This is a genomic window from Alteromonas sp. Mac1, assembly GCF_001562125.1.
In the GTDB taxonomy this organism is placed as follows: domain Bacteria; phylum Pseudomonadota; class Gammaproteobacteria; order Enterobacterales; family Alteromonadaceae; genus Alteromonas; species Alteromonas stellipolaris.
The window spans coordinates 846454-871565 of record NZ_CP013932.1; the positions used below are offsets into that span (position 1 = coordinate 846454).

The 25112-nt window shown below is 44.6% G+C and carries 22 protein-coding genes; 17 read left to right on the forward strand and 5 right to left on the reverse strand.

The window, feature by feature from the left end:
• Positions 1-6 precede the first annotated feature (6 nt).
• Positions 7-768 (forward strand): gamma-glutamylcyclotransferase family protein, encoded by a 762-nt coding sequence (locus AV939_RS03545; protein WP_082604971.1) that lies wholly within the window; start codon positions 7-9, stop codon positions 766-768.
• Positions 756-1274 (forward strand): GNAT family N-acetyltransferase, encoded by a 519-nt coding sequence (locus tag AV939_RS03550; protein ID WP_057793957.1) that lies wholly within the window; start codon positions 756-758, stop codon positions 1272-1274. Before AV939_RS03545 ends, AV939_RS03550 begins: the two co-directional genes overlap by 13 nt.
• Here the strand turns inward: AV939_RS03550 and AV939_RS03555 are convergent.
• On the reverse strand, positions 1271-1894 hold the full coding sequence (locus tag AV939_RS03555; RefSeq protein WP_057793955.1) for a peptidylprolyl isomerase: 624 nt from the start codon (positions 1892-1894) through the stop codon (positions 1271-1273). The genes AV939_RS03550 and AV939_RS03555 overlap by 4 nt on opposite strands.
• Before the next feature lie 9 nt (positions 1895-1903).
• Positions 1904-3157 (reverse strand): methyltransferase, encoded by a 1254-nt coding sequence (locus AV939_RS03560; RefSeq protein WP_057793953.1) that lies wholly within the window; start codon positions 3155-3157, stop codon positions 1904-1906.
• A 30-nt stretch (positions 3158-3187) separates the two neighbouring features.
• On the opposite strand from AV939_RS03560, the gene AV939_RS03565 reads away from it, so the two are divergent.
• The 4 genes from AV939_RS03565 to AV939_RS03580 all read left to right on the forward strand — a co-directional run bounded on the left by AV939_RS03565 (position 3188) and on the right by AV939_RS03580 (position 5592).
• Positions 3188-3817 carry an alpha-ketoglutarate-dependent dioxygenase AlkB family protein gene (locus tag AV939_RS03565; protein WP_057793952.1) on the forward strand — a complete coding sequence of 210 codons (630 nt, stop codon included), beginning with the start codon at positions 3188-3190 and terminating at the stop codon, positions 3815-3817.
• 7 nt (positions 3818-3824) lie between these two features.
• Complete coding sequence (locus AV939_RS03570; protein WP_057793950.1) at positions 3825-4139, forward strand: BolA family protein; 315 nt, start codon at positions 3825-3827, stop codon at positions 4137-4139.
• 77 nt (positions 4140-4216) lie between these two features.
• Entirely contained in the window at positions 4217-4897 is a 681-nt protein-coding gene (locus AV939_RS03575; protein WP_057793948.1) for a phosphatase PAP2 family protein, read from the forward strand.
• Positions 4898-4983: 86 nt separating this feature from the next.
• Entirely contained in the window at positions 4984-5592 is a 609-nt protein-coding gene (locus AV939_RS03580; protein ID WP_082605060.1) for a nucleotidyltransferase family protein, read from the forward strand.
• Here the strand turns inward: AV939_RS03580 and AV939_RS03585 are convergent.
• Positions 5569-6933 (reverse strand): nitrate regulatory protein, encoded by a 1365-nt coding sequence (locus AV939_RS03585; RefSeq protein WP_057793946.1) that lies wholly within the window; start codon positions 6931-6933, stop codon positions 5569-5571. The two genes, AV939_RS03580 and AV939_RS03585, sit on opposite strands and share 24 nt — an antisense overlap.
• Before the next feature lie 257 nt (positions 6934-7190).
• Positions 7191-7475, reverse strand: a complete 285-nt coding sequence (locus tag AV939_RS03590; RefSeq protein ID WP_057793943.1) for a hypothetical protein — start codon at positions 7473-7475, stop codon at positions 7191-7193.
• A 324-nt stretch (positions 7476-7799) separates the two neighbouring features.
• Between AV939_RS03590 and AV939_RS03595 the strand changes: the two genes are divergently transcribed.
• The 11 genes from AV939_RS03595 (at position 7800) to AV939_RS03645 (ending at position 24194) form a co-directional block, all read left to right on the forward strand.
• On the forward strand, positions 7800-9365 hold the full coding sequence (locus AV939_RS03595) for a SulP family inorganic anion transporter (RefSeq protein WP_057793941.1): 1566 nt from the start codon (positions 7800-7802) through the stop codon (positions 9363-9365).
• A 353-nt stretch (positions 9366-9718) separates the two neighbouring features.
• Positions 9719-12268 carry a nitrite reductase large subunit NirB gene (gene nirB, locus AV939_RS03600; RefSeq protein WP_057793939.1) on the forward strand — a complete coding sequence of 850 codons (2550 nt, stop codon included), beginning with the start codon at positions 9719-9721 and terminating at the stop codon, positions 12266-12268.
• Positions 12269-12282: 14 nt separating this feature from the next.
• The gene (gene nirD, locus AV939_RS03605) at positions 12283-12636 is read left to right on the forward strand and encodes a nitrite reductase small subunit NirD (RefSeq protein ID WP_057793937.1); all 354 of its coding nucleotides are present in this window, start codon (positions 12283-12285) and stop codon (positions 12634-12636) included.
• 43 nt (positions 12637-12679) lie between these two features.
• Positions 12680-15469: a nitrate reductase gene (locus tag AV939_RS03610; RefSeq protein WP_057793935.1), complete on the forward strand. Its 2790-nt coding sequence runs from the start codon at positions 12680-12682 to the stop codon at positions 15467-15469.
• 117 nt (positions 15470-15586) lie between these two features.
• Positions 15587-16486, forward strand: a complete 900-nt coding sequence (gene cobA / locus AV939_RS03615; RefSeq protein ID WP_057793933.1) for a uroporphyrinogen-III C-methyltransferase — start codon at positions 15587-15589, stop codon at positions 16484-16486.
• Positions 16470-17465, forward strand: a complete 996-nt coding sequence (locus tag AV939_RS03620; protein ID WP_057793931.1) for a glycosyl transferase family protein — start codon at positions 16470-16472, stop codon at positions 17463-17465. Before cobA ends, AV939_RS03620 begins: the two co-directional genes overlap by 17 nt.
• Before the next feature lie 199 nt (positions 17466-17664).
• Complete coding sequence (locus AV939_RS03625; RefSeq protein ID WP_057793928.1) at positions 17665-18981, forward strand: methyl-accepting chemotaxis protein; 1317 nt, start codon at positions 17665-17667, stop codon at positions 18979-18981.
• Positions 18982-19414: 433 nt separating this feature from the next.
• A complete protein-coding gene (locus tag AV939_RS03630) occupies positions 19415-20830 on the forward strand; it encodes a CmpA/NrtA family ABC transporter substrate-binding protein (RefSeq protein ID WP_061997131.1) in 1416 nt (471 codons plus the stop codon).
• A 36-nt stretch (positions 20831-20866) separates the two neighbouring features.
• A complete protein-coding gene (locus tag AV939_RS03635; protein ID WP_057793925.1) occupies positions 20867-21862 on the forward strand; it encodes an ABC transporter permease in 996 nt (331 codons plus the stop codon).
• A gap of 15 nt (positions 21863-21877) precedes the next feature.
• Positions 21878-22744, forward strand: coding sequence for an ABC transporter ATP-binding protein (locus tag AV939_RS03640; protein ID WP_061997133.1), 867 nt, complete (start codon positions 21878-21880; stop codon positions 22742-22744).
• A 274-nt stretch (positions 22745-23018) separates the two neighbouring features.
• Positions 23019-24194, forward strand: coding sequence for an alginate export family protein (locus AV939_RS03645; protein WP_061998156.1), 1176 nt, complete (start codon positions 23019-23021; stop codon positions 24192-24194).
• 200 nt (positions 24195-24394) lie between these two features.
• On the opposite strand, the gene AV939_RS03650 is transcribed toward AV939_RS03645, so the two are convergent.
• Complete coding sequence (locus tag AV939_RS03650; protein WP_061997135.1) at positions 24395-24997, reverse strand: HD domain-containing protein; 603 nt, start codon at positions 24995-24997, stop codon at positions 24395-24397.
• Positions 24998-25112: the final 115 nt, after the last annotated feature.

The window sequence follows — 25112 nt, forward strand, 5'->3', positions numbered from 1 at the left end:
AACGGAGTGCGCTTGATAGACGTAAAAGCAGCAGACTGCTTATTAGCAAATACTGTAAAAAGCTCGGCGAATAGCTCAGAAAATACCACAGCAGAAAACAGTTGGTTAGCTACCTTAGCTAACCAACAAAGTAAGCATATTGTGCTGGGTTACGGCAGTTTGCTTAGCCGAGATTCCCGAGAGCGTCACTCCGGTATTTATACTCAAGGTTTACCCGTGCGTGTTTCAGGTTTTAAACGCGCATGGGTTACCCGTAGTCTGCAAGAAAAACAAACTTATGTAGGTGCGGTTGCCGACAATACATCTCAATTAAATGCACAGCTTATTCCCGCTGAGGTAAACCCTTCATTGCGTGCGCGAGAAAAGAATTATCGCTTTGTGGAAGTGCCTGTTAGTGCAATTGAACATGTAAGTTCCTCCTTGTGTAATCAATCCTCTTTCACCCCTGTGCTTCGCGATGCGTTAAGTCATCACCAACTCTGGTTATGCGAAACCTTACTTTGTCATCATGCCAGTAGCGACTTCCCGGTTTCACAATCTTATATCGATACCTGTCTTGTCGGTTGTTTAGAGCATGGTGGGGTAAGTGAAGCTCACGCTTTTATCGAGCATACTCATGGCTGGGAACACCCTAGAATTAACGACAGAGCAAACCCTCTGTACCCAAGAGCTGCTGTTATTTCTAAACAACATTTAGCGCAGATAGATAGGTTGCTTAATAATGTAAAACCACCCACCCAGAGGCACACTCATCCATGTTGTTACTAACTGAACGGTTGGAGTTAAGCCCGCTAACGCAAGCCGATAAACTGTGGATAGTGGAAATGCACCAAGATTCGCTATGGAAGCAATTTATTGGTAATCGTGGTGTGGCAAGTGTTGAAGATGCTGCTGATTATATAGACCGGGTTAACGCGCAACTTAATGAGTGGGGATACGGGGTGCTGGCAATAAGAAATAAGAAAACCAATGCGCCGTATGGTGTATGTGGACTGATTAATCGCTATGTTTTCAGTTGCCCTGACTTAGGTTTTGCGCTGCTACCGATTGCGCGTAAACAGGGGATCGCGTTAGAAGCCGCTAAAGCGGTTATGGATTGGGTGGAAATGGAAGAAGAAATGCATTTCATTACCGCTTCTACCCATCCCGATAACACGCGTTCTCAACATTTGTTACAAAAGCTAGGGTTTGAAAAACGCGGTCCTTATTTTATTGATAAGTCCACACCGGTTCAAACCCTATTCTTGCGCAATAGTGAGTTCGCTGGCCGTTAGAAAGGAGGAAGCACAATAATCTTTTTAATGATAATAGGCTCAATGGGTACGTTATTGGTGTTAAGCACTAACGAGTATTCGGTCTCTACTTCAGACATCGCATCGACAATATCTTCACCTTCTACAATCATACCAAAAACCGCATAGCCCCAGTCTCGTCCGGGGTTTAATGTTTCGTTGTCATTCACGTTGAAGAAAAACTGACGATTTGCGGTATGTGGATCATCTTGCCGAGCCATAGCGATGGTGTGCAAATCGTTGGTAAGCCCATTGCCCGACTCGTTAAATATTTCTGGATAATTAGACTTACCCTCAAAATCAGTCGTATAGCCTCCGCCTTGCACCACAAACCCTGGCACAATGCGATGAAAAATAGTGTTTTCATAACTGCGCTTATCTACATAACGCAAAAAGTTATTCACAGTAATCGGCGCACGTCGGCGGTCTAATTCAACCACAATATCGCCCATAGTGGTTTCAATTTTTACTCTAGGGTAATAGTTATCAGGTTGAATTTGTGAGCCATCGTCTTTTTTAGCCGCCAATGCATTAGGGCTAATGGCTGCAGACGTAAAAACGAGAGCTGAGAAAATTAAGGCTGTTATAAACGGTTTTAACATGTACATTCCTTATCGTTTAGCAGTGCCCAAAATAACAAATTTTTTGTCGCTTGCCAGCACGTCTGAACCACCAAACATGCGTTTAAGTTTAACGTGATGTTCGAGGTGTCTATTTCCAACCACCACCAATTGCCCACCTTTTACCAAGGCGTGTTTTGAGTCGTTAAACATTTGCCAGGCAATATGATCGGTAATGGCATTTTGTTGATGGAAAGGAGGGTTACACAAAATCTTGGTTACCCAAGGCGATTGTTGCTGTTCTAACAAGCTTTCAAGACAGTTACTGGCAATAAACTCACATTGATCAATTTTGTCTGGGAAATTCTCTAGTACATTTAATCGTGCACTTTCCACTGCCATAAAAGACTCATCAATGAATATTACCTTGCAGTCGCCTGCTAGGGCTAATGCGTTTACCCCTAACACCCCATTGCCGCAGCCTAAATCGACTACCGTTTCATTAGCACTTACCGTCATGTGCTCAAGCATAAGACGGGCACCAATATCTAACGACTGACGAGAAAATACATTTGCATGGTTTTTTAATACGAAGGTTTGGCTCGTAGCACCCTTGCATTCCCATGTTTCAGGGTAAGGCGAGGGGATAGGAGTAATACTTTCATCAAGGATACTGAAAACCAGCCGTGACTTTTTCTTCGCCAAGGAGGTTTTAGCTGGGCCAATGATTTTCTCGAACAGAGCAGATACCGACTTGGTCACGGCTTTTATTTTTCCCGCTGCCACAATATGCGTACCAGGCGCTGCATATCGCTTAATATCGATAAGCTGTTGTTCAAGTAATGCCAATGTGCGCGGCACTTTCAGCATAATTACGCTTGGGGCACTTTCTGGCATGAAAGTAAGGCTTTCAACACTGGTTAAACTTGTCACGGGTGACGTTAGCGCGCCTTCCTCATTCATAACCGGTTTTAAATGGTTACGCCTTAGGTTTTCTTGTAATGAACGCAAGCTAATATACGAATCTGAAATCCAAATGGGATTATACTGCGTAAACCAACAGCCAAGGGTACCAAAGTCGTCATTAAAAATGAGCATGGGCCCCAAGGTCGATGACGTTTCAGACTGGTCTTCATTTGGACCCTGGTTATTTGAAATTGAAGTAAGCGCATCAAGGTGTGCTTCAACATGCTCAATAAGCAGCTCATCGGCACTGTCCCATGCTTGTAGGCTTTTGTGCTGATGTTTTTCAGGGTAGCGTATTAAGGTAAACTGGCGCTCTGCCATTGAAAATTCTGTATTCATTATTTTCTTGTCTAAAGTTATCGGGGGGTTATGCAATTACCACTTTTTACTGACGCGAAAGCAGCGAAAAACTCACCCATTACGCTACCGTTGCCAGAAGCTGAGGTGCGCTATTATCCGCAATGGCTTAGCTCAGAGCAAGCGAATGACTATCTAGGTGTGTTTGAAAGCACATTGCCGTGGCGACAAGACACTATCCGCATGTATGGAAAGCGCCTAGACGTGCCTAGATTACAGGCTTGGCATGGTGATCCAGAGTGCTTTTATAAATATTCGGGTATTAAGCTTGCACCACAACCTTGGACTCAAGAGTTGGCAGCTATTCGGGATAAGTGCATCGAGGTTTGTCATATTCCTTTCAACAGTGTGCTGGCAAACTGGTATCGACATGGTCAAGACAGCATGAGTATGCATGCTGATGATGAGCCAGAACTTGGGCCAAACCCCGTGGTGGCGTCGGTAACTTTTGGCGAATCTCGGCCTTTTGTGTTTAAACACAAAGAAACCGGCGCTCGTTATACCCAACTATTAGAGCACGGTAGTCTGCTGGTTATGGGGGAAACCACTCAATCGCATTATCTGCACGGTATTGCTAAGACGACTAAACATATCGGTGGTAGAATTAACCTTACTTTCCGGCATTTAATTTCAACCAAGTAGTTTTCATATGAATGTTAAAGAATTTATAGAATCGACCATTACCAGCGCACTTTCACCTGCTTTATTAAAGGTAGAAGACGAGAGTTTTATGCACAATGTGCCTGACGGTGCGCAAAGTCATTTCAAGGTAACCGTGGTTGCTGATGCCTTTGAAGGCAAACGTTTAATTGCTCGTCATCGTGAAATTAATACGTTGGTCGATGAAGCCTTGAAAGGGCCCGTACATGCGCTAGCATTACACACTTACACCCCATCAGAGTGGGTAGCACGGGGTGGCGAAGCGCTAACATCGCCAGCGTGTTTAGGTGGCAGCAAGTCTTAACGCGTATTTATTCGTTTCATCCTTTAATTAAGTATTCATTTTAATTTTATATAGCCCCAATAGGAGCGCTACGCAGCATGGAAGTAAGAAGTTCGGTTAACGCGTATTTGCAAATAGTAAAAACACCCACGGTGCAGGTGGTGTTATTAGGTGGTGGCTTTTTGCTGCTAATGCTATTTGCCACCATGGAAGTATTAGCGCCTTTCGACAAAGCCGTCATTCAAATGTTGGTGTGGGACGATATGCCGGGGGTTATCCAACGCTTCTTTGAAAATTTCACCGCACTTGGCAGTAATGAAGTACTTATCTTTTTTTCACTTGCCGTCGCCGGTTGGTTGAAGCTGACCGGGCATCCTAAAAAAGCATTTACGCTATTAATAGCGGTAGTAGCAGGTTTGGTGATTACCTTTGTTCTTAAAGCCGGTATAGACCGCCCTAGACCACCGCTGTCTGGCCATCAAGTTACCGTATTAACGCAAAGCTTCCCTTCTGCTCATGCCATGATGTCTACTCTTGTTTACTTCTGTATTGCTAGGCTGTTTTGCTTTTCTATCACAAAAGTTAAATTAAAAGTTTGGGTATATTCTCTGACTACACTCTTGGTATTTATGATTGGCCTGAGTCGAGTGCAATTAGGCGTACATTGGCCGACCGACGTAATAGCAGGATGGCTAGGAGGCGGGGCGATAGCCGCATTTAGTTTCTATGTGATCAAATGGCAAAGGAATCTGCGGATTCGTTCTGAGCATTCGAAATAACACCTAGCTTTCTCATGCTAGCTTTTCTATGTTGGCCTTTTCATTAGTCTTATGAAATTAGTCTGCTCAAGTAAACGGCTTTAATGATGACGAACCCAGACAGTACAGGCATTACAGAAAGCGAAGCCCGATTAGCAGTTAGCCGTATGCTAACCGAAGATCTCTATCGCATGCAGTGTTTGACTGCGCTCAAAGCGCTAAACCTGCCCCAAGGGTATTTAGCGGCGGGATTTCTACGTAATGCCATTTGGGATGAGCTTCATGGCTATAAGAAAGCTACGCCATTAAACGACATCGATGTTATTTACTTCAACCCATCAGATACCTCAAAAGACACCGAACTCAACATAGAAAGAGCGTTAACTTCGCAAGTTCCATCAGCCCACTGGCAAGTGAAGAATCAGGCCCGTATGCATCTGAACCATGGCCATAACGTCTATAAAGATTGCGAAGAGGCCATTAGTTATTGGGTGGAAAAAGAAACCTGTGTCGCCATCAGGCTTTGCCCAAATGAGGGGAATGATACGTTTGATATGCTTGCGCCCTATGGGCTATCAAGTAATTTTGCTGGTACGATTTCAATAAACCCCCGTCATCCTAGAGATGACGTGTTTACCCAACGTGTAAAAGCGAAAAATTGGCTGGTAACGTGGCCGCAACTTACTTTAGGTTCAGCGTTGATTCGCTCTATTTGATATTTCAACAACGGTAGCAGCGATGTCAGTAAGCTTTTTATGTTCATTCATGGCTTGTTTTTGAAGCTTTCGATATGCATCATTTTCATTCAACTGAAATTGCTGCATAAGAATGAGTTTGGCTCTATCTACTAACTTGTGCTCGGTAATAGCGCGTTTAGCTTCTTCCAACTCACGGCTCATGTCTTCAATATACTGAGCTTGTCCTCTTAATAAATCATAAAATGAACGATGCGCGGACAAGGTTTGTGTCTGCTCGCTAATATCAGCATCTTTATTTAAGCCAGTCATATCGTGCTGTATCAGGGCGAGATCACTGTCTTCCACTAAGCCCGGCATGCGAGGGTCAAAAAGCATCGTAAGGGGGGAACCATCTTGCGCATGTTCATCGGTAAAGCTTTCAATCAACCGTTGATGGTTTTTCATTTCATGATGCGCGTTACTGACTTTAGTTTGCGCTTCTTTAGTTAAGCTGTCGGTCAGTTTATTTTCAATTTCTTGCATGGCATCAATGCGCCGCGTGGCCACATCGAACCACACTTCACTAATTTCAGCCGCAATCGGGCTGCCATCAGCAAGCTGTGCAATCATTTTGCGTAATTGATTAATATCGTGTGCGGCAGGGCTGTCATCTAAAAGCTGGTAAGCGTCTTTATGGCAAGCCCGCGCGAATTCGTTAAACACGGTAAAGTGATGCTGTTGGGCGTGTTGAAGTGCGCTGAGTTTATCGCATAAGCGTTTATCAAAATGCGTCTCTGCAAAGCCAATAGCACCCCATGCGCGTTCTTGCCCCGCATATTCCTTTCCCTGCATAAAGTTAAAAAGTGCAACTAAAAGGCGGGTTATCACAGGGTCACTTGCAATGTCAGCGGCTTCAAAAATAACGGTAAGTAGCCCAGCGACTAAGCGGCAATAAGCGCGAGTGGAATCTAGCGGGGAAAGGGTTAAATTTTTCGCTTGTTCACGAAGTACGGGCAGGTAATCAATGCCTTGCAGAGCAAGAGTAATGCTGCTTAACAAGCGAGGGTTAGCGGTGTCATGGCTATCGGTTAAATACAGTGATTTGAGTTGACTGCGTAACATCGATTCTGCTTCACAGCTTGCTTCAATATGAGTGGTACGCTGCCCTGCAAACCTATCACCTTTAGACGCTAAATAAATGTTGGTGGCACCACGCTCGCGCTGTAGAGCATGCACCATATTTCGAACCGAAATAACAATACGGCAGTTGCTGGATAGCTGCTCAAGCACCGTAATTTCGGCGCGTTTGGCAGCGAGCAAGAAGCGCTTTGTAGCATCGCTATAATGGGTAGCGGCCGTTATTTCATGGTCTGTTTGCATGATACGTTATGGATTTAGCGAACTAAGTGAATAGTTTATAAAAGCAATGCCTATGCCTTAACGTACCTTTCTTGAATGCTTTTGCTTAAGAATCTGTTTTTAATGGGATATTTATTAAAGTGGAATTTATTAGAGATGGGTTTTTGAACCAATATCTATAACCAGTACTACGCGTGCCACGTTTTGTGCTCGATAACGGTGCAAGTTAAAATGATCTTAGCCTTGCACCTAGCTTAATATTCGATATTACGCTCTTACTAGGCTCTTACAACTCGAAGAAACCAGCCCACAAAAATAGAAATAAGAAGCCCGAAGAAAGACATCAACGCAGTAATCATCAGTAATTTACCTGAAAAGTCGGGGTCTTCACCGGTTTCAGTCATTAGCATGCCGGATGCTTTGAAGATAAATAATGCGGCAATAGAAAAGAGCAGAATGACTGCAGTAGACATTAACGTGGATTTCCAGAAGGTTTTTGGAAATGCCCAATGAATAGCGCCAGCCACTAGCACGCATAAAATAGTGAGTAAATAAGGGACCACTTCCACTCCTTATCGGTTGGTCAAATACACTCGCCACCAAAAGTATCAGCAACGTAGTTTAAAAAATCAGTGAGAATACCATTGAGAGCGTCAATGACAATAAACGACGAATCAATTGTTAGGGAAAAATTAAGTTTGCTACGATGCCATGGAAAGCCAGCCTTGTCAGCTTAAAATCCTCTGTTCGATTAACATTCTATTAAAAGATTTTAAGCCTTAAAGGTGATAGAATCGCACCAAAATTTGTGCATGGCAGTGATTTACAGCATCCACAGCTATACTGTTACCGCACGACCCCTAAAACCTCTAGACTCCTGAGAAAACATGTTTGATTTAATTACTAATCGAGATAGTAATGTAAAAAATGACGTGCTTTCTGGTATTACCGTTGCACTAGCACTGGTACCAGAAGCGGTTGCTTTTGCATTTGTTGCTGGTGTTGAACCCATGATTGGGTTGTATGCCGCATTTATGATGGGACTTATCACGTCGGCCATTGGCGGACGTCCAGGAATGATTTCTGGTGCGACAGGTGCTATGGCCGTGGTCATGGTGGCACTAGTAGCACAGCATGGCGTTCAATATTTGTTTGCCGCTGTTATTTTAGCCGGCTTACTGCAAATACTCTGCGGCATATTCAAGCTAGGTAAGTTTATACGATTGGTGCCTTACCCAGTAATGCTAGGGTTTGTAAATGGTCTAGCGATTGTTATTTTCCTCGCTCAATTAGGTCAATTCAAAGTCGTGAATGCCTTAGGGCAATTGGAGTGGATGCAAGGGTCTATGTTGTATTGGATGCTTGGGCTCGTCGCGCTTACCATGGCGATTATTTACTTACTGCCTAAGCTTACTACCGCAGTGCCAGCCTCGTTAGTGGCTATTGTTACTGTAACTGCCATGGTACACGGACTTGATTTAGAAGCGCGTACCGTTATCGATTTCGTGCGTGATTTACTGCCTGAAGCACAGAAAGCTAGCGCTACCCTAGCGGGTGAACTACCAACTTTTGCTATCCCTATGGTGCCGTTTACCTGGGAAACGGTAATGATTGTTCTGCCTACTTCAATCATTTTATGCTTGGTTGGTTTGATTGAATCACTCCTTACATTATCGCTTATTGATGAAATGACAGACACCCGCGGCCGTGGCAACAAAGAGTGTGTTGGTCAGGGCGTAGCAAATACTGTAAATGGCTTCTTTGGCGGCATGGGTGGTTGTGCCATGATTGGTCAAAGCATGATTAACATTAACTCTGGTGGCCGCGGACGTTTATCAGGTATTACTGCGGCATTGGTACTTCTTGCTTTTATCCTTTTTGCAGCACCATTAATTGAAATGATTCCTCTAGCGGCATTAGTTGGCGTAATGTTCGTAGTAGTTATCGCTACCTTTGAATGGGCATCGTTCCGCATTATTCGTGGTGTAAATAAAGAAGATGCGTTTGTTCTGTTTTTAGTTACCGCGGTCACGGTCATTGCCGACCTTGCGATTGCGGTTGTGGTGGGTGTTATCGTTTCTGCCTTGGTCTTTGCGTGGAAGCATGCTCGCCATATTGAAGTTAAGAGTCATATCGATAACGACGATTGGAAAGTGTATGACTTAGAAGGGCCACTGTTCTTCGGCTCTGTTTCCCACTTCAAAGACTTGTTTGATATTGCCAATGATCCTGAGCATGTAGTTATCGACTTTAAAGAATCGCGAATTTGGGATTCTTCAGGTATTGATGCCTTAGACACCTTAGCTGACAAATACGAACAGCAAGGCAAGAAGCTGCATATTCGCCATATCAGTGATGAGTGTCGAAACTTACTGCGTAAAGCAGACAAGTTTGTAGAAATTAACGTGAATGAAGATCCACGTTATAGAGTTGCTACCGATAAACTTGCTTAACTGCTGTTGGTCAACGCCTTGGTGTTACTACTGAGGCGCATTACTAATACAAGAAAGTAAGATAGAGCGCTTAAATGCACCAAATGAAATCGCAAATGCTTTTGTTTGGTGCAAACTTAGGTGGTTCGAAAAGCCTGGCATTTGAATAAATCTATATAAAACAGGCTTGTAATGACATGGCACTAATATTGGATATACTTTATTGTGTGAAAAATTATGTGTGTATGTTTAGAGCAACTTAGCTCATAAAAATTTGATAGCTACGATCACTCGTAGCGCTTGATAGGCAACGAAGCCCGCAACAACGAAAGTTGATGCGGGCTTTTTTTTGTCCCGAATAAAGGGGAGAGACCATGACATCTTTGGCATCTAAAACGCGAATTCTGGTTGTTGGTAACGGAATGGTAGGGCACCATTTTGTTGAACAGCTTCATCAAAGCAGCGATAACGTTGATATCACCGTACTGTGTGGTGAGTCGAGACTAGCCTACGATAGAGTACATTTGTCCTCTTACTTTAGTGGTGCTAGTGCAGATGATTTAGCGCTGACCACCGCTGATGTATATCGTGATTGGGGCGTTAATGTGGTAACAAACGCCATAGTGACTGACTTGCTGCGCGACGAAAAAAAGGCGTTAACAGAAGATGGCCAGGTGTTTCCCTACGATAAGTTGGTACTTGCCACGGGTTCTTACCCGTTTGTTCCGCCTATTCCTGGAAACGATCAAGAACACTGCTTAGTGTATCGCACTATTGATGACCTGATTGCGATTGAAAACTCTGCCCGCGAAAGCAAAGTGGGTGTGGTAGTGGGTGGCGGTTTATTGGGGCTTGAAGCGGCAAACGCATTAAAAGAAGCAGGCCTTGAAACCCATGTTGTGGAATTTGCGCCACAGCTTATGGCAGTGCAGTTAGACGAAACCGGCGGTGACGTACTTCGAAGTAAAATTGAATCATTAGGGGTAACTGTACATACCCAGAAAGCGACACAGGTTATTGAAGCCGGTGAGCAATCACGTTATCGCATGGTATTTGCCGACGGTACTTTTCTTGAAACTGATATGGTGTTGTTTTCAGCAGGTATTCGCCCATCAGATCAACTCGCCAGAAAATCCATGCTAGCCCTTGGGGAGCGTGGGGGTATTGTCGTTGATGACAACTGCTTAACCTCAGATCCTGACATTTTCGCCGTGGGCGAATGTGCGCTGTGGCAAAACCGCATATTTGGTTTGGTTGCGCCTGGTTACACCATGGCTCGCGCCGCAGTAAGTGCGCTAACAGGTGGAGATACCGTATTCACTGGCGCCGACATGAGTACTAAACTCAAGCTGATGGGCGTGGAGGTGGGCTCTATTGGTGATGCGCACGAGCGTACTACTGGCGCACAAAGCTATACCTACTTTAATCAGCCTGAAGGCGTGTACAAGAAGTTGGTAGTAGATGAAAGCCAACAAAAAGTGTTAGGTGCCGTGTTAGTGGGTGATACTAGTGACTACGACACCTTGTTGCAATATGCCTTAAACGGTATTGATTTGCCGGAAAACCCAGAAACCCTCATTCTGCCGAGTTCAGGCGCTGCGCCAGCGTTAGGCGCTGATGCGCTGCCAGATACCGCAACGATATGTTCATGCCATAACGTGGCTAAAAGCGACATTGTCTCGGCTATCGACGAAGGCTGTTGCAGTCTTGGCGACGTAAAAAGCTGCACAAAAGCCAGCACGGGTTGTGGTGGATGTACAGCACTGTTGAAAAACGTGGTTGATAGCGAACTTGAAAAACGCGGCGTTGAAGTCTCGAAAGCCATTTGTGAGCATTTCAATCATACCCGCCAAGAACTATTTCACATTGTAAAAGTGAACGGCATTACCTCTTTTGACGAGTTACTCGAAAAGCATGGTACGGGTCTTGGCTGTGAAATATGCAAGCCAGCTGCAGGCTCTATTTTAGCGTCTGTGTACAACGACTACGTACTTAAACAAGAGCATTTACCCCTGCAAGATACCAACGATATTTACCTTGGTAATATGCAAAAAGATGGCACTTATTCTGTAGTTCCTCGTGTGGCGGGGGGAGAAATTACCCCAGAAAAGCTTATTTTGTTAGGCGAAGTTGCCAAAAAATACAGCCTGTATACCAAAATAACTGGCGGTCAGCGTATTGATTTATTTGGCGCGCGGGTCGATCAACTTCCTGATATATGGGAAGCCTTGGTTAAAGGCGGCTTTGAAACTGGGCATGCATACGCTAAAGCCCTTCGTACCGTGAAATCTTGTGTAGGTAGCACTTGGTGTCGTTACGGGGTGCAAGACTCGGTGAAAACCGCAATCGATTTAGAGAACCGTTACAAGGGCCTACGGGCACCGCACAAAATTAAATTCGGCGTTTCCGGCTGTACCCGGGAATGTGCAGAGGCACAAAGTAAAGACATTGGTGTTATTGCTACCGAAAATGGCTGGAACTTATATGTGTGCGGAAACGGCGGTATGAAACCTCGTCATGCCGATTTATTCGCTACTGATTTAGATACAGAAACGCTGGTTAAATACATCGACCGCGTATTGATGTTCTATGTACGCACCGCCGATAGGCTTCAACGTACATCAGTGTGGATGGACAACTTAGAAGGCGGTTTAGCTTATCTTCAAGATGTTGTTATGAATGATTCGCTAAACATTAACGCTGACTTAGAAGCCCAGATGGAAACTGTGGTTGGTGCTTATCAATGTGAGTGGAAAACTACGCTTGAAAGCGAAGCATCCCGCAAACGTTTCCGTCAATTCGTTAACACAGATGGCACAGATACAAACATTCAATTTGTATCTGAACGGGGCCAAGTTAGACCTGCCACTGAAATGGAAAAGTCTAAAGGTGCCGACAACCTCATTGCGGTTGACGTAATTTAATAAGGAACAAACTGATGACAGCAAATACAGAAGTGGCGCCCCTTTGGCATGACGTGTGTGGCATTGACGACGTGGTAACAAACAGTGGTGTTTGTGCACTTATCGAAGGTCAGCAGGTGGCGTTGTTTAGTGTAATGAAAGGTGGCGAGCAGTTTCTTTACGCTATTAGCAACTGGGATCCTATCGGCAAGGCGAATGTGCTTTATCGTGGCCTTATAGGCTCCATAGCGGATGATGTCGTGGTGGCATCGCCTCTTTATAAAGAGCATTACGTGTTGGCCACAGGCAAGTGTATTGAACGTGATGACGTAAGCGTAGTGGCGTACGACGTGAAAGTGGAAGGTGAGCGAATACTCGTTGCTGTTTAACCCATTTTTATCCGTTGTCTTTGTTTACTAAGAGAGTTTTTCCATGAATATGGCTACACCAAAAACCACTATGCTGGAACCACTACTACGGCAAAAGCAAACCACCTGCCCTTATTGTGGTGTTGGTTGTGGTGTAGATATCAGTTGCAACGTTAGCGGGCGCACAACCTCCCTGGACAAGGTTACTGGTACGCCCGAGCATCCGGCCAATTATGGTCGTCTGTGTGTGAAAGGCACAAACCTGCTTGAAACAAACGATCTTAGCGGCCGTTTGCTTCACCCAACCATGGCAGGTGCAAGGGTAGATTGGGACACGGCTACTCGCGCGGTGGCTGATAAAATCACCCAGACTATTGCTGAACATGGGCCGGATGCCGTTGCGTTTTATGTATCAGGGCAATTACTTACTGAAGATTATTATGTTGCGAATAAGCTCATGAAAGGGTTTATTGGCAGCGCAAATATAGACACAAACTCACGGCTTTGCATGTCATCTGCTGTTGCAGGTTACAAACGTGCGTTTGGCGAAGACGTGGTGCCTTGTGATTACACCGATTTAGAGTGTACTTCGCTGTTGGTGCTTACGGGCAGCAACACTGCGTGGGCACACCCTGTGTTATTCCAGCGTATTCAACGGGCTAAGCTTCGCAATCCAGATATGAAAGTGGTGGTGATAGACCCTCGGGAAACCGAAACATGTACTATCGCCGATTTACACTTACCTATTAAAGGGGGCAGTGACGTCGCACTGTTTAATGGGCTACTTCAATTTGCTCACACCAATGGGGCAATCGATGAACCTGCTATTGGCGAGTTCACCCAAGGATTAAATGACGCCATCGCAAGTGCTAACACGCTTGATGCAAAAGACGTGGCGAGTGTGTGTGGTTTAAATGAAGCAGATTTGGCCACTTTCTATCAATGGTTTATTAGCGCAGAAAGTGCGGTTACCTTCTATTCCATGGGGGTTAACCAATCCTCTGCTGGTGTAGACAAGGCCAACGCCATTATTAATTGCCACTTGGCGCTAGATTTCATTAGCAAGCCAGGTTGTGGACCCTTTTCAATAACAGGCCAGCCCAACGCCATGGGTGGCAGAGAAGTGGGTGGTTTAGCCAACATGCTGGCGGCGCATTGTGATATTGAAAACCCTGAACACCGTGAAAATGTTAAAGCGTTTTGGCAGTCTCCTGCTATGCCAGAGCAAGGCGGCTTAAAAGCGGTAGACTTGTTTTCTGCTATGGATGCGGGGCAAATAAAGTTTGTTTGGATAATGGGTACAAACCCCGTAGTCAGTATGCCTTATCGTGAGCAAGTTGAATCGGCGCTCAAAAAGTGCGACATGGTAGTGGTATCTGACATTGTGCAAAGTAACGATACCCTTGCCTTTGCCGATATTGCACTGCCTGCAACAGGATGGTCGGAAAAAGACGGTACTGTAACGAATTCAGAGCGCAGAATTTCCCGTCAACGTGGCATTATGTCGCCTCCAGGTGAAGCCAAACACGATTGGCAAATTATGTGTGATGTAGCCAGTAAAATGGGCTTTAGCAGCGCATTTTCCTACTCTCACCCTAGTGAAATATTTGATGAACATGCCCGCTTAACAGCATATAAAAATGATGGTGCACGACAACTTAATCTTGCCCCCTTAGCCGGTAAATCGCATGCACAATATGATGCGATGGCGCCCGTACAATGGCCTCTGATTACCAACAGCGACCAGACACTTGCACCTGTTCGCCCCTTTTATAACAAAGTGTTTTCTACCCCGACGGGCAAAGCAAACTTTATTGCTGTGAAATTTACAGTGCCTGTTCAGTTGACCTCGAATGAATTTCCATTTGTGCTTAATAGTGGGCGAATGCGCGACCAATGGCACACCATGACTCGAACAGGTAAGGCGCCGGTACTTCATGCCCACACTGCCCACGCTAATGTTTATATTCATCCCGAAGATGCAAAAGCATTGCTTGTAGCACAAAACGACTATGTTGCTCTTAGCAGTAAAGTGAGCGGCGAAACACCCTGTATCTTCCCTGTGCAAATCGATAAACGTCAGCGTCGAGGCGATGTGTTCGTTCCTATCCATTGGTCTGGAGAGTGGGGCTCGCACAGTAAATTAGCAAAGCTTTATGCGCCTGCAACCGATCCTATTTCAGGGCAGCCAGAACTAAAACATGGTGCGGTATCTATTACCCCTCACGAATTTTTAAGCTACGGAAAGCTTTTTATTAGTGACAACGTACAATTGGCAAATAGCGAATTAAATATCGTCAATGTGCTCAGCGAGGTAGTGGAATGTAATGGCGGCTACTGGGCTAAACAATTAATCGAAAATGGGCTGGGAGTATCTATTGCCAGCCAACTTACATCGCAAGCGTTAATGACGGGGTTGCTAGAAAAATTACCTAAAACGTGGGTGTGCTATCAACACAAAACTACCGATAGCCAAGTGCTGATTTGTACTTATGAAGATTCGTTTTGTTTTATGGCATTTTTCGGTACGAAAAGCCCGAGTGCCAAGCCAAAGTATGATGTGCCAAATTCTTGGATAGACAGTGCATTAACGCAAAGTTTCAGCCCTGACAAACTGGCTAATTTTTTACGCTGCGAAGTGGATGAAGCGTTTTTAAATGGCCCTGTGGTTTGCAGCTGCTTTTCTGTAAGGGAAAAAACCATTAACAAAGCGATTGCAGCAGGGTGTTCATCAGTGTCTGAATTGGGCGATACGCTAAAGTGCGGCACAAATTGCGGTTCGTGCAAACCTGCTTTAGCAACATTAATTACCGAACATGTTACCCCGGTAGGAGGCGTCGCGCGTGAGAGTTAACACTAAGAGCGTGTCTGCCAAAAAGCTATACAGAGTGCATCCTTGTATAAATGTAACTAATACAAGAGCGATTAACACAAAAGCTACAGACACGAGCCTTGCTCTGGAGACATTATCATGAACACTTTAGTTAACACATTTGGGCTGTTGTTTCGCGAAGCATTATCGTTACCTGTTCGTCACTCGACATCAAATTTTTTAAGTGGATGGTTGGGCAACGGGAAAAACGCGCCACGCAGTAAGAAAGAAGGAAAAGTGTACATTGTTGGGGCGGGTCCTGGTGATGTAGAATTACTAACCCTTAAGGCGCTTAGGTTAATCAAGCAAGCCGATATTGTATTGTTTGATGCGTTAGTGGGCAAAGATGTCATTGCAGAAATTCCCCGTCATGTGAAACGTGAATATGTGGGTAAACGCTGTGGGCAACACAGTATGAAACAGCAAGATATTAGTGCGAAGGTGGTTGAGCTGGCCAAGGCAGGTCATTGCGTAGTGCGACTTAAAGGTGGCGACCCTGCGTTGTTTGCCAGAACGTGCGAAGAAACCATGGCGCTAACAGAAGCGAATATTCCTTTTGCTATTGTACCTGGTATTACGGCAGCTTCTGGCATGTCTGCCTACACAGGTATCCCCCTGACTGATAGACGTTGTGCACAGGCGGTAAGCTTTATTACTGCACACTTTCAAAACCCTGAAACATGGCCAGAGATGACGCAATTGGCAAAAAACGTAGCCTCTCAAACGGTGGTGGTTTATATGGGGTTAAGTCGCTTGTCTATACTGTGTGACGCGTTAGGAAATCAGGGTATAGCCGATGATTGGCCTGTAGCCGCAGTAGAAAATGCAACAAGTCCACAACAGCGGGTCATAGAGGGTACCTTGAGTACCATTGGTAGTTTGGTATCTGAAGCGAATGTGAGTGGTCCTACGTTACTTATTTTTGGAAAGGTGATAGAGTCACGACAACTCGTCAATACATCACTTTTACATAATAAGCAGCATGTCTCAGCAATTTAGCAACTATATAAAAATCATCGGCAAGGGCCAAAAAGGTGGGCGCAGTCTTACCCGTCAAGAAGCTTACGAGTCTATGAAGATGGTTTTGTCTAACCAAGTTACCGGCGATCAACGTGGTGCTTTTTTAATGCTGTTACGCACGCGAGAAGAAACCCCAGAAGAAGTTATTGGGTTTGTAGATGCATGCCGTGAATTACTGGAGCCTGAACTTGCTGAATTAACACCCACGTTAGATGTGGGCTGCTATGCCGGTAAGCGCCGCCAACTACCTTGGTATCTGCTATCTTGCGCGATACTAGCCAAAAACGATTACACCGTTATGTTACATGGCGCCCACGAGCCAGGCTCTGGTCGGTTATACGCCAGCAAAGCGTTACCTACTTTGGGGCTTGTAGAAGTAAATAGTATTGCCGATGCATCTCGCCAAATGCGTGAATTTGGTGCTACCTATCTCGACTTATCGCATTTATTGCCAGCGCTTAATACCATCATTAAATTACGTGAAGTATTTGGGCTGCGCTCATGTGCAAATACCTTGGCGCGCTTACTAAACCCAACGTCAGCCCCTTTTTGTGTACAGGGTGTGTATCACATGCACCTTGACCATAAGCATTGCCGGGTGAATGAAAGTTTTCCCGCGTTTGAAGCGCTGTGCTTTCGAGGCGATGGGGGAGACCCCGAAGTAAACAGTGAGCGAAAAACCGAACTCTATGTCACGCGTAATGGAAGTACAGAAGAAATTATTCTTCCTGAGTTGACAGAAAAAATGGCCTTTAAAGATACCCAAATGAACGTAAGCGATATGCTGGCGGTTTGGCGAGGCGAGGCTTCGCATCTTTACGGTGAACAAGCCATTCATGCTACGCTGGTGAGCTACCTTATTTTACTTGAAAGGTGTGACGTAGAAAAAGCGAATACGCTTGCCACACAAATGTGGGCAAAACGAGATATAACTACACTTCCATTTGCCCAGCATTAGGCCATTTGTGTCTAATGCTGTTGCCTATTAATCAATTCATTTTCAAATTTCTCCAATAATTAAGTAACTTGTAAATCCTCTGCTATCTTTAGATCAGCCAACTAAAGCAATAACGACTTTGTATCCTCGCTCGCTCTCATAAACGTTATGAGAAGTTTGTGTGAGCGAGATGCTATACCCGAATGTCGAGGAGCACGGGATGTTTTTTAAGAATAAGCAATTGTTAGAAGAAGTAGAACGTTTACGCAAAGATGTTGAATCATTTCACACGGTAGAAAGCGAACTCAGGGCAGAAATGCTTTATGTTGAATTAGACAGAAACGGCAGAATCAATAGAGTTAACGACGGCTTTGCAGATGCTATAGGTTTTTCATCCAATGAACTTGATGGAAAAACCATGGATAGTCTCATTCCTCAGGGAGTCATGAGCCAAGCCGCTACGAAAGAGTTTCTTTCTGCTATCAAGCAAGCGCAGCATTGGCATGGTGCGATTAATCTTGCTAATGCGAATGGCGAAGACCGTTGGTTTAGAGGAATATTGCAACCCATCCTTAATGACAGCGGCGTGGTCGACCGGCTCGCCTTGTATATGGCTGAACAAACGAGAAATATTAATAAAAGCCGTGAGATGAAAGACATGCTTGAGGCTTTACATCGCTCCACTGCGGTAATTGAGTTTGACCTCACAGGTATTATTCTTAAAGCCAACGATAACTTTTTATCTTCTATGGGCTATTCATCAGAGCAAATAGTGGGTAAGCACCACAAGATATTTTGCCCCGCAGATGAAGTCGACACGCCAGAATACCGACAATTTTGGAGCGACCTTTCGCAAGGCAAAATGTTTTCAGACCGCTTTAAGCGAGTAGATAGTCGCGGTAATGAAGTGTGGCTAGAGGCATCTTACAACCCAATACGAAACGACAAGGGCATACTGTACAAAGTCGTTAAGTTTGCCACCGTCATAACCGAACAAATGCAGAGAGAGTTTGCTATTTCTGAGGCCGCTAATGTTGCTTTTAACATTTCGGAAGGTACGGGAGAGCAAGCCCAGAAAGGTAAAGAGGTTGTGGGTAGCATGGTGCGAATTATGGGTGAGCTTACTTCGCAGATGGGAACGGCGAGCGAGGGTATTCGTGAGCTTGATGAACAGTCACAGAAAGTGGCCGACTTAGTTAAAAGCATCAGTGGTATTGCCGACCAAACTAACTTACTGGCGCTGAATGCGGCAATTGAAGCCGCCAGAGCGGGGGATCAAGGAAGAGGTTTTGCCGTTGTTGCTGATGAAGTGCGCCAACTTGCATCCAGAACCAGTACAGCCACTGAAGAAATTGTCAGTGTGGTAAATGAAAACAGAAAGCTCACAGAAAATGCCGTGCAACTCATTGAGGCTGGCCAGGAAAAAGCGAGAGAAGCGCTTGAATACTCGACCGAGTCGGGCAAAGTCATGAACGAAATTCAAAATGGATCTTCAGAAGTAGTGAACGCCATTGGTCAATTCACCCAAAGGTTGTAACCGATAAACTAACAATAAAGCACTGGGGGAGAATGTAGTGTCTTCCTCTTGTTTTTATTCTTCGTCCCCGCTTTGCAACAAATATCCCTGTTCAACAAACACCCCTGAGCTGTGCATCGAACACTTCTAGTGCAATAAACGCACTGTTATTGTTCAGGTAAAAGAATGATTACCATTTCTATTTTTTCTAAATCCTATAATTTCAGTAGGTTAGGGTTTTGGCACGAACTCTGCTTTATCAATGGCAGTTACACTGTTAAGCGATACTAAAATAAAAAAGTACATTAAGTACTGGTAGCTACAATTAATACCCAAACAATAAGTTCGCCTGTACTTCATTAACTAATGATTACAGGCTCGGCATCGAAGCCCACCAAGCGCGACGTTTATTCGTCTACGCTGGTGGGTTTTTTTTTGGCTAAAGGAAACATAAATGACCAAGTTTAAAAACGTTTCAATGCTCAAACAAATAAAGAAAAAAATGACGGCTGGCATAACCGCTGCTATAGCGCTTTCTTTCACCTTGGGAGCGCCACTTGCTAGTGCGCAAAGCGATGAAAAAGTGGGGTGGCCAGAAAAAGAAGAATTAAAATTTGGTTTCATTAAGCTAACCGATATGGCGCCGTTGGCCATCGCTTACGAAAAAGGCTTTTTTGAAGACGAAGGCTTGTATGTAACCTTAGAAGCCCAAGCAAACTGGAAAGTATTACTAGATAGAACCATCGACGGTCAACTTGATGGCGCTCACATGCTGGCAGGGCAACCTCTTGGCGCAACCATTGGTTTTGGTACTGAAGCACACGTTGTGACGGCGTTCAGCATGGATTTAAATGGTAATGGCATCACGGTTTCAAACGAAATATGGGAAAAAATGAAAGCCCATATTCCGGTAGAAAATGGCAAACCAGTGCATCCTATTAAAGCTGATTACTTAAAGCCTGTCGTTGAAGAATATCGTGATGCGGGTAAGCCGTTTAACATGGGTATGGTTTTTCCAGTATCTACACATAACTACGAGCTTCGTTACTGGCTTGCTGCGGGTGGTATTCACCCAGGCTACTATGCACCACACAAAGGTGATAATGCTGGGCAGATAGATGCCGAAGCTTTGCTATCAGTTACTCCTCCTCCTCAAATGCCAGCCACCATGGAAGCCGGCACTATCTATGGGTATTGCGTAGGCGAGCCTTGGAACCAGCAGGCAGTATTTAAGGGCATTGGTGTTCCGGTTATTACCGATTATGAAATTTGGAAAAACAACCCAGAGAAAGTATTTGGTGTGAGCCAAGCATGGGCTGAAAAATACCCGAATACTCATATTCGAGTGGTTAAAGCGTTAATTCGAGCTGCCATGTGGTTAGATGAAAATGACAATGCTAACCGCCCAGAAGCAGTAAAAATCTTAGCGAAAAGCAACTATGTTGGCGCTGATGAAGATGTATTGGCTAACAGCATGACAGGCACCTTCGAATATGAAAAAGGCGATAAGCGTGAAGTACCAGACTTCAACGTATTCTTCCGATATAACGCCACTTACCCATTTTACAGTGATGCGATTTGGTATTTAACGCAAATGCGCCGCTGGGGACAAATTTCAGAGCCTAAATCAGACGATTGGTATAAAGAGACTGCACGTAAAGTGTATAAGCCAGAGGTTTACGCCATGGCTGCAAAAGCACTTATTGCCGAAGGAAAAGCAAAAGCGTCGGACTTCCCAGCGTTTGCCACTGAAACTGGCTTTAAACCACCTCAATCTGAATTTATCGACGGCGTTACCTACGACGGTAGCAAGCCAAATGCTTATCTTGAGCAGTTTGGTATTGGGCTAAAGGGTGAAACTGTTCTTTAACAGTTTCACAGTCATACACAAATAGCGGAGAACAACATGAGTAAGATGGCAAATATATTAAGCTTTTCGCCAGCCAAGTCACCAATGAGCGGTACCATGGGGGCGGTTTATAGTCGAGCACCCGCTTTATTACTGCCTCTTATTGGCCTTTTGATGTTCCTCGCTGTTTGGAATGGTGTGGCGAAAAGTATTGATACCTCACTCGGGCAATTTCCTGGTCCTGCTCAAGTGTGGGAGCAGGCAGGTTCGCTTATTACTGAGCACAGTGCACAGCGAGAAAACGCTAATGCGTTTTACTCCAGACAAGAAGAGCGCAACGCCGCTCGGGTTGCACAAGACCCAACTTACGAACCAAAAATTCGTGAGTATACCGGTTCACCCACCTTCTTTGATCAAATATGGACAAGTCTTTACACCGTCATGGTGGGGTTTCTTATTGCCTCAGTGATTGCTGTACCCGTGGGTATTTTATGTGGGCTGAGTAAGTCAGCCTATGCGGCCATCAATCCGCTCATTCAACTGTTTAAACCCGTGTCACCTTTAGCATGGCTACCATTAGTCACTATGGTCGTGAGCGCGCTGTATGTTAGCGACGACCCGATGTTTTCAAAGTCATTTGTAACATCGGCACTTACGGTATCTTTATGTTGCCTTTGGCCTACGTTAATTAACACTGCAGTGGGTGTGTCTGCTATTGATAAAGACTTGATTAACGTGAGTAAGGTACTGCGTTTAACGCCGATGTCTCATTTAACAAAAATCATTCTGCCTTCTTCTATTCCTATGATTTTCACAGGGTTAAGACTGTCTCTTGGCATCGGCTGGATGGTATTGATTGCAGCAGAAATGCTGGCACAAAACCCAGGCCTTGGTAAGTTCGTCTGGGATGAATTTCAAAATGGTAGTTCAGAATCTTTGGCTCGTATCATGGTAGCGGTGCTCACTATAGGCGCTATCGGTTTCATACTAGACAGGATAATGCTGTCGGTTCAACGTGCAGTGAGCTGGGATAAAACCAGCGTATTACGGTAATTAAGGAGAAAGAACATGCAAGCTAAGCACTTGGAATTAGAACAAGTAGGCATCGATTTCCCTACACCGAAAGGCCCGTTTACGGCACTTACTGATGTAAACCTTAAAATTGCGAAAGGTGAGTTTGTCTCATTAATCGGTCACTCGGGCTGTGGTAAATCAACCGTTCTTAATATTGTGGCGGGTTTACACCAAGCCACCACGGGCGGTGTCATACTTGATGGTGCTGAAGTAAAAACACCCGGGCCAGAACGGGCGGTTGTTTTTCAGAACCACTCATTATTGCCTTGGTTAAGCGTTTATAAAAACGTGGAATTAGCGGTAAAGCACACCATGCGTGGCAAGCCTAAAAAAGAAATGCGAGATTGGATAATGCACAATTTAGAGCTTGTGCATATGACCCACGCTCTTGATAAATTACCCAGTGAAATATCTGGGGGTATGAAGCAACGTGTTGGTATTGCTCGCGCACTAGCGATGGAGCCAAAAGTCTTACTCTTGGATGAGCCCTTTGGGGCACTAGACGCGTTAACGCGCGCGCACCTGCAAGACTCTTTAATGGAAATTCATGCCGATTTAGGGAATACAGTGATTATGATCACCCACGATGTCGACGAAGCAGTGTTGCTTTCCGATAGAATCGTGATGATGAATAACGGCCCTGCAGCGACGATAGGCGAAATCCTTGATATTGAGCTGCCTAGACCACGAGACAGACTTAAGCTTGCTGACAACCCTCAGTACAACCACTACCGACATGAAGTTCTGACCTTTTTGTATGATAAGCAAAAAAAAATTGAGCCGGTGTCTTCCCATATCAAATCTAATCAAGCTGGAGGTGGTTCTGCAAAAAAAGCAAACAGTAAATCCGACGCTGCTTGAGTTAGGCGTTTAACGCTAATTTAAAGCGTTACAGCATAAGTCGCTAAAACTGATTTAAACCCTTAGGTGCTCATCCCATTTTTAACTGGGAGGGAGCCCCTTAACTAAAAATCGTCAATAAGAACGCTAACCAACAAACGTTAATATCGTTAATAACAAGGGAACGCACATGAATACGCAAGATATAAAACCATCAGCACAGCTAACAGAAGCACCGTCAAATAGATATAAACCGGCACAAAAGCGCTTCGCAAAAGCGGCACTCACAAGCACCATGTTGGCATGTTTCAGTGCGCCATCGTTTGCCCAAAGTTGGCACGATGTATTAAGCGAAGCTTCTGCATGGGCAGACTTGAACTTACGTTATGAATCAGTCGACCAAGATAATGCGCTTGATGACGCCAGCGCATTAACGCTTCGTACTCGCTTAGGTTTTAAATCGGGTACGTTAAATGGATTTTCTTTTACCGCAGAAGTGGAAGATAGCCGTATTGTTATGGGGCAAGGCGATTATACAGTAGGCCCTACAGGCTATAACGTTGGTGAGTATTCAGTGATTGCAGATCCTGAAACCACAGAAGTAGATCAAGCCTTTATTCAGTACAAGAATGAAAAGTTAACACTTAAAGGGGGCAGACAAGTGATTGCCCTCGACAATCACAGGTTCGTTGGACATGTGGGATGGCGCCAAGATAGGCAGACCTTCGATGGTGTTACTGCTACCTATGCGTTTAACGAGAAAGTGAATTTCTTTTATGGGTACCTTACACAGCGAAATCGAATTTTTGCAGAAGCCGCTGATTTTGATTCAAAAGATCATTTGTTCAACGCGAGTTTCAAAACCGCGGTAGGAAAATTCACCGCTTATGGTTATTTATTAGAAATTGATAATGACACCGATAATGCGCTTGATACCTATGGTATTCGCTATAACGGCAGTATGAAAGGTGAGACAGTGAATTGGGCATACGGCGCTGAATTTGCTACGCAAAGTAGTGAATTAGGCTCTGGTGAAACCGCTACCGACTATGATGCTAACTACATTAATGCAAACCTTGCAGCTACCTTTTCAGGCATTACCGCTAAGATTGATTATGAGTTGTTAGGTTCTGACGACGGTGCATATGGTTTTGCCACGCCACTGGCCACTCTGCATAAATTTAACGGTTGGACAGATCAATTCTTAGGTACACCTGCACAAGGTCTTCAAGATGTTACTTTCTCGCTGTCCGGAAAATTAGCTGGTGGTAAATGGTTGTTGGCCTATCACGATTTTAGTGCCGATGAAGCAACAGCCGAGGTGGATGATTTAGGTAGCGAAATTAACGTACAGTACGTAACTAAAGTGATGGATAAGGTCACTCTTGCGGTGAAGTATGGTAGCTACTCGGCTGGTGATATCAAAGTAGACGCCAATAAGTTATGGGTGTGGGCAAGTACACGTTTCTAAGCGAGTTCGAAGGTTTTTTGATGACGGTTTTTTAAAAAGCGACATCAATCTTAAGCCATCAGCAGGGCCGACAAAACAAATTTATCAACAGACACACCAACAGGCCAATTTAAAAGACTTATAAAAAAGGTGCTAGAGAACAGATTCTCTAGCACCTTTTTTGTCGCTTATGAGCGCGAAGGTCGGAGCGTTTAACCGCTTTAGCTTTTTGCTGGAAGCAGCCACTTGTTCTGTACCGCGGTATCTAATTGACGCGTTACGTAATCCCATAATTTAGGCGCACAATGCTTCAAGTGTAAGTTACGCTTTTCTATCTTATCTCTGGTAACAGCATGTTTATTCCAACTACCACCTTGGTTTTGCATGTTTTGAAACACAGGAAGCACTCGGTCCATCGCCTTGGCAAACTCGGCATCAGGGGTCTTTGCTTCTTCGAACTCTACCCATAATGACAGTAATTCATCGGCAAAAGAACGGGGCAGTAAGCCAAAAATACGCTTTGCAGCATCGAGCTCTTTTTGTGCTTGCGCATCGTGTTCCGAGGCCTCGTTGAAAGCAAACAAATCGCCTGCATCAATTTCGACTACATCATGAATTAAAATCATACGAATAACCCGAGAGACATCAATAGGTTTCTCGGAATAATGTGCCAAGGTACTGGCCATAAGCGCAACGTGCCAACTGTGTTCGGCAGAATTTTCCTGACGATCGCCATCACAAGGCAAGGTTATTTGGCGCTTAATACTTTTTAGTTTGTCTAATTCGCAAATAAAGGCACTGAAATCTTCCGGTAAAAACGACATGAATCGCTCCTGCTTTTTTACGTATTAAAAATGAAAATGGGCCTTAGCGATAACCGCTACGGCCCATTTAAGTCTGTACTGAAATAGGCATGTTGAAGCCTATTTCAATAATTTT

Excerpts from the sequence above, each read along its gene's own strand:
- AV939_RS03625 (WP_057793928.1), top strand. The coding sequence starts at position 17,665 with ATGTTTTTTAAGAATAAGCAATTGTTAGAAGAAGTAGAACGTTTACGC.
- AV939_RS03580 (WP_082605060.1), top strand. The coding sequence starts at position 4,984 with ATGACGAACCCAGACAGTACAGGCATTACAGAAAGCGAAGCCCGATTA.
- AV939_RS03575 (WP_057793948.1), top strand. The coding sequence starts at position 4,217 with ATGGAAGTAAGAAGTTCGGTTAACGCGTATTTGCAAATAGTAAAAACA.
- cobA (WP_057793933.1), top strand. The coding sequence starts at position 15,587 with ATGAACACTTTAGTTAACACATTTGGGCTGTTGTTTCGCGAAGCATTA.
- AV939_RS03570 (WP_057793950.1), top strand. The coding sequence starts at position 3,825 with ATGAATGTTAAAGAATTTATAGAATCGACCATTACCAGCGCACTTTCA.
- AV939_RS03595 (WP_057793941.1), top strand. The coding sequence starts at position 7,800 with ATGTTTGATTTAATTACTAATCGAGATAGTAATGTAAAAAATGACGTG.
- AV939_RS03565 (WP_057793952.1), top strand. The coding sequence starts at position 3,188 with ATGCAATTACCACTTTTTACTGACGCGAAAGCAGCGAAAAACTCACCC.
- AV939_RS03585 (WP_057793946.1), bottom strand. The coding sequence starts at position 6,933 with ATGCAAACAGACCATGAAATAACGGCCGCTACCCATTATAGCGATGCT.
- AV939_RS03620 (WP_057793931.1), top strand. The coding sequence starts at position 16,470 with ATGTCTCAGCAATTTAGCAACTATATAAAAATCATCGGCAAGGGCCAA.
- AV939_RS03555 (WP_057793955.1), bottom strand. The coding sequence starts at position 1,894 with ATGTTAAAACCGTTTATAACAGCCTTAATTTTCTCAGCTCTCGTTTTT.
- AV939_RS03645 (WP_061998156.1), top strand. The coding sequence starts at position 23,019 with ATGTTGGCATGTTTCAGTGCGCCATCGTTTGCCCAAAGTTGGCACGAT.
- AV939_RS03560 (WP_057793953.1), bottom strand. The coding sequence starts at position 3,157 with ATGAATACAGAATTTTCAATGGCAGAGCGCCAGTTTACCTTAATACGC.
- AV939_RS03550 (WP_057793957.1), top strand. The coding sequence starts at position 756 with ATGTTGTTACTAACTGAACGGTTGGAGTTAAGCCCGCTAACGCAAGCC.
- AV939_RS03630 (WP_061997131.1), top strand. The coding sequence starts at position 19,415 with ATGACCAAGTTTAAAAACGTTTCAATGCTCAAACAAATAAAGAAAAAA.
- nirD (WP_057793937.1), top strand. The coding sequence starts at position 12,283 with ATGACAGCAAATACAGAAGTGGCGCCCCTTTGGCATGACGTGTGTGGC.
- AV939_RS03635 (WP_057793925.1), top strand. The coding sequence starts at position 20,867 with ATGAGTAAGATGGCAAATATATTAAGCTTTTCGCCAGCCAAGTCACCA.
- AV939_RS03640 (WP_061997133.1), top strand. The coding sequence starts at position 21,878 with ATGCAAGCTAAGCACTTGGAATTAGAACAAGTAGGCATCGATTTCCCT.
- AV939_RS03650 (WP_061997135.1), bottom strand. The coding sequence starts at position 24,997 with ATGTCGTTTTTACCGGAAGATTTCAGTGCCTTTATTTGCGAATTAGAC.
- nirB (WP_057793939.1), top strand. The coding sequence starts at position 9,719 with ATGACATCTTTGGCATCTAAAACGCGAATTCTGGTTGTTGGTAACGGA.
- AV939_RS03610 (WP_057793935.1), top strand. The coding sequence starts at position 12,680 with ATGAATATGGCTACACCAAAAACCACTATGCTGGAACCACTACTACGG.